Origin of the sequence: Streptomyces sp. NPDC058751, assembly GCF_042746485.1 — a bacterium.
In the GTDB taxonomy this organism is placed as follows: Bacteria; Actinomycetota; Actinomycetes; order Streptomycetales; family Streptomycetaceae; genus Streptomyces.
The window spans coordinates 49,625-56,062 of sequence record NZ_JBHYPZ010000061.1 but is presented as its reverse complement, the minus strand read 5'-3'; the positions used below and the strand labels follow the sequence as shown (position 1 = coordinate 56,062).

Genomic DNA, 6,438 nt, shown 5'->3' with positions numbered 1-6,438 from the left:
TTGGGCGGGTGGGGGGGGGGGGGGCCGCCCCGGGGGCCCCCCCCCGCCGCCGCCACGGACATGAACCCGGCCCGCCTCGTCACGCCACGACACGGCGGCCGGCCCTGCTTTCCGGGGCCGGTGGACACAGACCCGCACGTCCCCGTACCCACACCCCTCACAGAGGTCCGATGCCCACCCTCAAGTTTGGCAAGTACCTGACATTAGCGGCAGTTTCCCTGCTCCTGCTGGCCACGGCTCCCGGGGCGGTCGCCGCCACCGCGGGTCCCGCGGACGGCGCGCGGGAAGCGACGACCGCGGCTCCGGCGGCCGAGACGTGGAAGGCGCCGCTCTCCACCCGCGGACGGTACGTCGTGGACGCCGACGGCAACCGTTTCCGGCTGAAGTCGGCCAACTGGGACGGCGCCCAGGGCTCCTGGACGGGCAGCGGCGGCAAGGACGACCCGGCCAACCACCACGCCGGCCAGGACTCCCACGGCATCCCCCTCGGCCTGGACCGCGCTTCGCTGCCCCAACTGCTCGACGACTTCCACCAGCTGGGCATCAACAGCATCCGGCTGCCCTTCTCCAACGAGATGATCCGTTCGACGACCCCGGTGCCGGACTCCGCCGTCGCGGCCAACCCGGGACTGCGGGGCAAGACGCCCCTCCAGGTCTACGACGCCGTGGTCGCCGCCCTCACCGGGAGCGGGTTCGCCGTCATTCTCAACAACCACACCAATACCTCGCGCTGGTGCTGCGGCGTCGACGGCAACGAGCGCTGGAACAGCAGCCAGTCCACCCAGCAGTGGGCGGACGACTGGGTCTTCATGGCCCGCCGTTACGCCGGTGACCCGCGAGTGGTGGGCGCCGACCTCTACAACGAGGTACGCCGCGACGTGCTGGACGACCCCAACTGGGGCCTGGGCGACGCCCACGACTGGTACGCGGCCGCCCAGCTCGCCGGGGACCGCATCCTCTCCGAGGCCAATCCGAACCTCCTCGTCGTCATCGAGGGGATCAACTGGACCGGTATCCCGGTCGACGGGTTCGCGCACGGCCGCCCCACCCTCACCCCCGCGCGGAACCTCTCGCACACCCTCGTCGCCTCTCACAAGCTGGTGTACTCCGCCCACTTCTACGGATACACCGGCCCCAACCACAGCGGGGCGACCGGGATCGGCGAGACCCACGACCCCCGCTACCAGGACCTCACCCGCGACCAGCTCCACCAAGTCCTGAACGACCAGGCGTTCTTCGTCTCCTCCGAGGCGAACCAGCACTTCACCGCTCCCGTGTGGATCAGCGAGTTCGGCATCGGCTCCGGTGAGACCGGAGCGGCGGCCCGGACCTGGTTCGGCAACATCACCGACTACTTCGCCGACCACGACGCCGACTTCGCCTACTGGCCGCTCGTCGGCTGGGAAGGCCACGACGACTGGTCCCTGCTGCGCTACGACACCTCCGGCAACCGGTACGGAATCCTCGACCAGTCGGACTGGCGCGGTACCGCGTGGAACCGGCTCATGACCGCGCCGAGCCGCACCGGGTCCGTCGCCCCGGTCCCGAGTCGGCACATGCTCGCCACCGATCACGGCGACCACGTGCAGTCCCTGCGGGTGCGCGCGGGCGGCGACTGGAACCCGGGTGCGTCCAAGGCGGTCTGCCCCGACGGCGAACGGCTGATCGGACTCGGTCACAAAGGTGTCCGCGCGCTGTGCACCGACGTCTCCACCGGCGACCTCCGCTCAACGGCCGCCACCCAGACGGTCGTCACCGACGAGCGCCACGTACCCGCGGGCGGCGACTGGGCCTCCGGCTACACCAAGTTGCAGTGCCCTGCGGGGAACTTCCTCATCGGCTACAGCCGCCGCGGTGGCCGTACGTCCGCGGCCCTCTGCGTTCCGGCGGCGACCTCGCTGGCGGGCGCCGGGCGAACCGTGTGGTTCGACCGCTCCGACAACCGGCCCGCGGGCGCGGCCGGAGGAGACTTCGCGAACGGCGACTACAAGGGCCAGTGCGCCGATGACGAGTACGCGGCCGGAATCGCCTTCACCACCCGCTTCGGTGCGGCGCAGGGCCCGGCCGCGCTGTTGTGCCGCAAGCTGAACTGATCGCGACGCGGCCGCCGTCGACGCGGCGCGCACGCCCGGACGGACCTCGCCCGCGCCGTGCCGTGACGTGACGACGTACGACCGCCCCGAAACCGCCGGGACCTGGCGGACCGAGCCCGCGCGCAAGGGCCGGCCGGGTCCCGGCGGCGTTTCCCGCCGAGCGGGCCGAGTCGGCCGAGCGGCCTCAGAACCGCCGGGCCGATTCCTCCGCGTGGGCCATGCGCCGCAGGTTCAGCAGCACCGGTTCGTACAGCACCGTGAGCGCGACGGCCGCCTCGATCTGCTGGGCCGGGGTCGGCTGTTCCTCGACCAGGTCCAGGTCGGTGACCGCCAGTTGCGCCGCCAGCCGCCCGTACGGCAGCAACTGCTCGGTGTCGCAGGGGTAGCCGAGCCGGACCAGCGCGGCGACCGAGTCGATCAGCCGCCGGTGGGCGGGGTTGAGCATGTCCACATCGGAGTTGCAGGACCACCCCAGTCGCTCCAGCAGCGCCTCCACCGAGCGGCAGGCGGTCGCCACCGCCGGATCGTCCTCGTCGGGCTTCTCGGCGCAGGGCAGTGCCCGGGTCGCCGCGCCCAGCCGCAGATGGTGGTCCAGAGACTCGTCCTCCGCGGCGGCGATCACCCCGCGCGCGTCGGCCACCGACACCCCGCCGATCTGGATCAGCGCCCGCACGAGACGCAGCCGGCGCAGGTGGTCCTCCCCGTACTCGGCCTGGGTCGCGGAGATCCGGCGGCCCGGCTGGAGGAGTTCTTCGCGCAGGTAGTACTTGATCGTGGCGGTCGACACACCGCTGCGCTCGCTCAGCTCCGCCAGCCGCATCCTGTTGCACCTTTCCTCGGACAGTGGCACTATCCAAGCATGGATAGTGTCACTGTCCAACAGGGGAGCGGGGAATCCCATGGGTAATGCACAGACCTCCGGGCAACGGGTCACGGCCGCCGCCGAGGGCGACGTCGTCGTCTTCCTCATCGGCATGCGGATCAACCGCTGGAGGGCCGTCCGCCACTGGTTCCCGGCCCTGAAGGCGATGCCGCGCATGCTCAGGGAACTCTCACGGGACGGCGACAGCGGACTGCTGGGCCACCGGGGACTGGGCGGCGGTCCACGTGTGTTCACCATCGCGCAGTACTGGGAGTCGCGCGAGAAGCTGCTCGCCTACGCGTCCGACCGGTCCGGGGAGCACCATCCCGCGTGGGCGGCGTTCAACCGCCGCCTGCGGAACAGCAAGGGCAGCGTGGGGGTCTGGCACGAGACGTACATCGTCCCGGCGGGTTCGTACGAGTCGGTCTACGTGGACATGCCGCCGACAGGTCTGGGCGCGGCATGGGGGGTCGAGCCCGTGGGACGACGCGGGGACCGCGCGGCGCAGCGGCTGGAGAGCCGGGCTCCGCGGCGCTGAACCGGCGTCCCGGGTCTCAGTCCTGTCCCGGGTGGATCCAGACCCGCAGCGGGCCGACGGGTTCGAAGCCGTGACGCAGGGCGGCGGCCAGGTCGTCGCCCTGCTCGTAGCCGACCACGGGCAGGGCGGGGAACAGCGAGTGGACCGTGTGCAGAACATCCGGCCAGGCCGTTCCGGGGTCACCGTCGCGTACGAAGACGTTGGAGACTCCGACCGCCCGGCCGCCGAGGCTTGCCACCGCTCCGGCGGCCACCCGGCCCCCGGCCGAGCGCCCGGCGAGCACGAGAACGGCCGGGTCGCCGAGCAGCTCGGGACGGAACAGGTCCGCGTCGCCGTTCCCGTCGTCCCGGGCCAGCGCCCAGTCCCGCAACGAGTCCGGGGTGTCCGCCACGTTCCAGGCGAGGGCCGGGGCTCCGGCGGGCTCGTGCGCCGGGCGGTGGATCCACTGCGCTTCGAACAGGACCCGGAAGCCGGCCCCGGTCAGGTCGAGGTCGGCGAAGCTGTCCTTGACGGAAGCGCCGGGTGCGGTGGTGTCGATCAGGGCCGGCAGCGCGGCGGGGTCGGCACCGGGCACCAGTGTCACCGCCTCCGGGTAGTACGGCGGGGTACGGGCCGACGAGACCCACGCCTGCTCCGTGAACCCGCCCCCCACGCCGTGTGACCGGCTCATCGCCGCGCACCACTCGGCGTTGTTGCGGGCGGCGGCCCGGACCATGGACGGATTCGGTGTCCTCATGGGTCCGGATCATGGCATGTCCCGCCCGGACGGGTCCTCGGCCCGTCCGGGCGGGCAGGAACCCCGAGAGGGGAAGGAGGTGGGGGAGGGACATGGGGGAGGGTTGTGAGGGCCCGAGACCGGGCAGGGATTCGGGCCCTCACGTGTCGCGCATCCGTCGGGGGCGTTTGCGCGCTGACCACTTCAACGAGCTTCATCTCCGAGGGATACGTTTCTTTCGCCGCACGGCCCGGCGGCCCCGGCTCGCCGGAGGCGGAAACGGTCGACGGCCCCGGATCACCGGAGGCTCCGGACCGCCTGAGGCGGAAACGGTCCGGCGGGCATCTCAGTCGACGTTCCAGCCGGCCGGCAGGTCCTCGTCGCAGAACACGCAGACGAAGTGGTCCTCGCGCACGACATTGACCTGTCGGCAGGACACGCAGCGTCGGAACACCACCTCGTGCGTGAACCCGTCGGGACACTCGAACCCGGCCCGGCCCAGAGCACCGGCGACGACCGCCCACGAACCGACGTCCGGGCAGTATCCGGTCGACTGGTTGCTGACCTCGTGGACGGCCCAGCGCCCGCACTCCTCGCGGAAGCTCATCTCCCCCGCGCCTAGGGCCTGTCGTCAAATTCCCGTCGTCGCCCGAAGGGCGGCCTCGCGGCGTCATGGGGGTCCCCCCTGCTCGAGCGGAGCCGAGAGCTCGGGGGAGCGTGCTCTGGGGGTCCCCCCGGCCGAAGGCTGGGGGAGTGCCGGGCGGAAGTCCTCGTACTGGACGTACTGGGGCTTTCGCCCGGTGCGGCGAGTGGGGGTCCCCCCTGCTCGAAGAGCTAGGGGGAGTGCCAGGCGTCGCGAGGCAGGCGGGAATTTGACGACAGGCCCTAGGACCGCTTCTCCGCCCGCGCACACCACGTGCTCGCTGCGGCGCGGCGCCAGGCGCAGTACGCCCTCGACGTCGACCACGAAGGTGAAGGGCTCGGCCCGCTCCCCGGCGTCGCGGGCGGACACCCACCGCGTGAAGTCCGCCGCGGAACGGATGCGCGCGCCCTCCCCGTCCGGCCGGACAAGACCTCGGAGTTCACCGGGCCCGACATAGCGGTAACCGGTTCGCGGCTCTTCCACGCGGGTCACGGTAGACCGGATCCGTGGCGCCGGCCGTCCCTGAGGCGCCGGCCGGTCCCGCCGGAGGGTGCCCGCTTCGGTACGGGTGGAGGCTCTTGCCGCCGGGTGGCGGCCGTGCCCCGGGGCCACGGGGGCGCGCGGGGAGCCCGGGCCGGTGCGCGGCGGCACGGGGATCATCAGACCTGTCGGTGAGGGGCAGGGTCATGGCAGACTGCTCGGCGTCCAGGGGGTCGATGAGGCGTGAGACGTGAGCGCACCGCGGTCTGCTCCGACCGTTCGCGATGCGGTGCCGGGCGTACGGCCGCGTCGGCGGTGACGGACGTGCAGCCGAACTTCCATGTCTTACAGGTGAGTTGTGGCCGTGCCGTCGTTCCGCCGAACCCGGAAGTGCCCGGGTCCCCGTCCCGCCTTCCGCTCCAGGACGCCCCGGACACCGTCGGCATGACCGACCTCGACCGTGCCGGTAAGGCCAGGACCGCGAACAAGTCGCCCCGGACCACGAGGAGTTCCGCCGCGCCCCGACGAAGTCGGCCCGAACCGCGCGGTGTCCGGCCGGACGAGTGCCACGCCCCACCCACACGACGTACCGGGCAATCCCCGGTGGACGTCCGCAAGGAGACAGAGACGATGAAGCACGCCGTGAACGCAGCCGAAGAGCTGGGAGCCCACGGGTGGAGCAAGCCCTGGAGCGCCGGCGGCGACGACGGCTGCGTCGAGATCAAAGAACTCGGCGGCGGCATCGTGGCGGTCAGGCAGGCGATGGACCCGGACGGCCCCGCCCTCATCTGTACCTCGTCGGTCATCGCCGAGTTCGTCGGCGGCGCCAAGGAGGGGCGGGCGGACTTCCTCGTCGGCTGACACGTATGCCCCCCACCACGGTGCCCGACCGCCACCCGGCCAGTTCCCACGACCACGCCCGTGACGGCGGAGGACCGAAGTGACAGACACAGGAACAGGTGCCGACGGGATCGGCACGAGCGGATCCCGCTGTACGTCGGCGTCGCCCGGAAGCCCTGGGGCCCGTTCCACCGGCGCCGGACGGCCTCTCCCGAAACGCTCCGGAATCGGGCATGATGGGGCATCCGTACCGATCAAGCGGCTCTA

Annotated in this window: 5 protein-coding genes and 1 pseudogene; 3 read left to right on the top strand and 3 right to left on the bottom strand. The window is 72.0% G+C overall.

Features of this window, described 5'->3' with window-relative positions:
- Positions 1-170: 170 nt before the first annotated feature.
- A complete protein-coding gene (locus ACFW6B_RS37655; protein ID WP_386603729.1) occupies positions 171-2,093 on the top strand; it encodes a glycoside hydrolase family 5 protein in 1,923 nt (640 codons plus the stop codon).
- A 184-nt stretch (positions 2,094-2,277) separates the two neighbouring features.
- Here the strand turns inward: ACFW6B_RS37655 and ACFW6B_RS37650 are convergent, their stop codons facing one another.
- Positions 2,278-2,913 carry a MerR family transcriptional regulator gene (locus ACFW6B_RS37650; protein WP_386603727.1) on the bottom strand — a complete coding sequence of 212 codons (636 nt, stop codon included), beginning with the start codon at positions 2,911-2,913 and terminating at the stop codon, positions 2,278-2,280.
- Between the two features lie 79 nt (positions 2,914-2,992).
- On the opposite strand from ACFW6B_RS37650, the gene ACFW6B_RS37645 reads away from it, so the two are divergent.
- Complete coding sequence (locus ACFW6B_RS37645; RefSeq protein ID WP_386603726.1) at positions 2,993-3,493, top strand: DUF4188 domain-containing protein; 501 nt, start codon at positions 2,993-2,995, stop codon at positions 3,491-3,493.
- Between the two features lie 16 nt (positions 3,494-3,509).
- Here ACFW6B_RS37645 and ACFW6B_RS37640 read toward each other — a convergent pair whose 3' ends face one another.
- Entirely contained in the window at positions 3,510-4,229 is a 720-nt protein-coding gene (locus ACFW6B_RS37640) for a hypothetical protein (protein ID WP_386603724.1), read from the bottom strand.
- A 325-nt stretch (positions 4,230-4,554) separates the two neighbouring features.
- A pseudogene (locus ACFW6B_RS37635) lies at positions 4,555-4,830 on the bottom strand (hypothetical protein); the annotation flags it as partial.
- Positions 4,831-5,961: 1,131 nt separating this feature from the next.
- Between ACFW6B_RS37635 and ACFW6B_RS37630 the strand changes: the two are divergent.
- Positions 5,962-6,192, top strand: coding sequence for a DUF397 domain-containing protein (locus ACFW6B_RS37630; RefSeq protein ID WP_386603723.1), 231 nt, complete (start codon positions 5,962-5,964; stop codon positions 6,190-6,192).
- Positions 6,193-6,438: the final 246 nt, after the last annotated feature.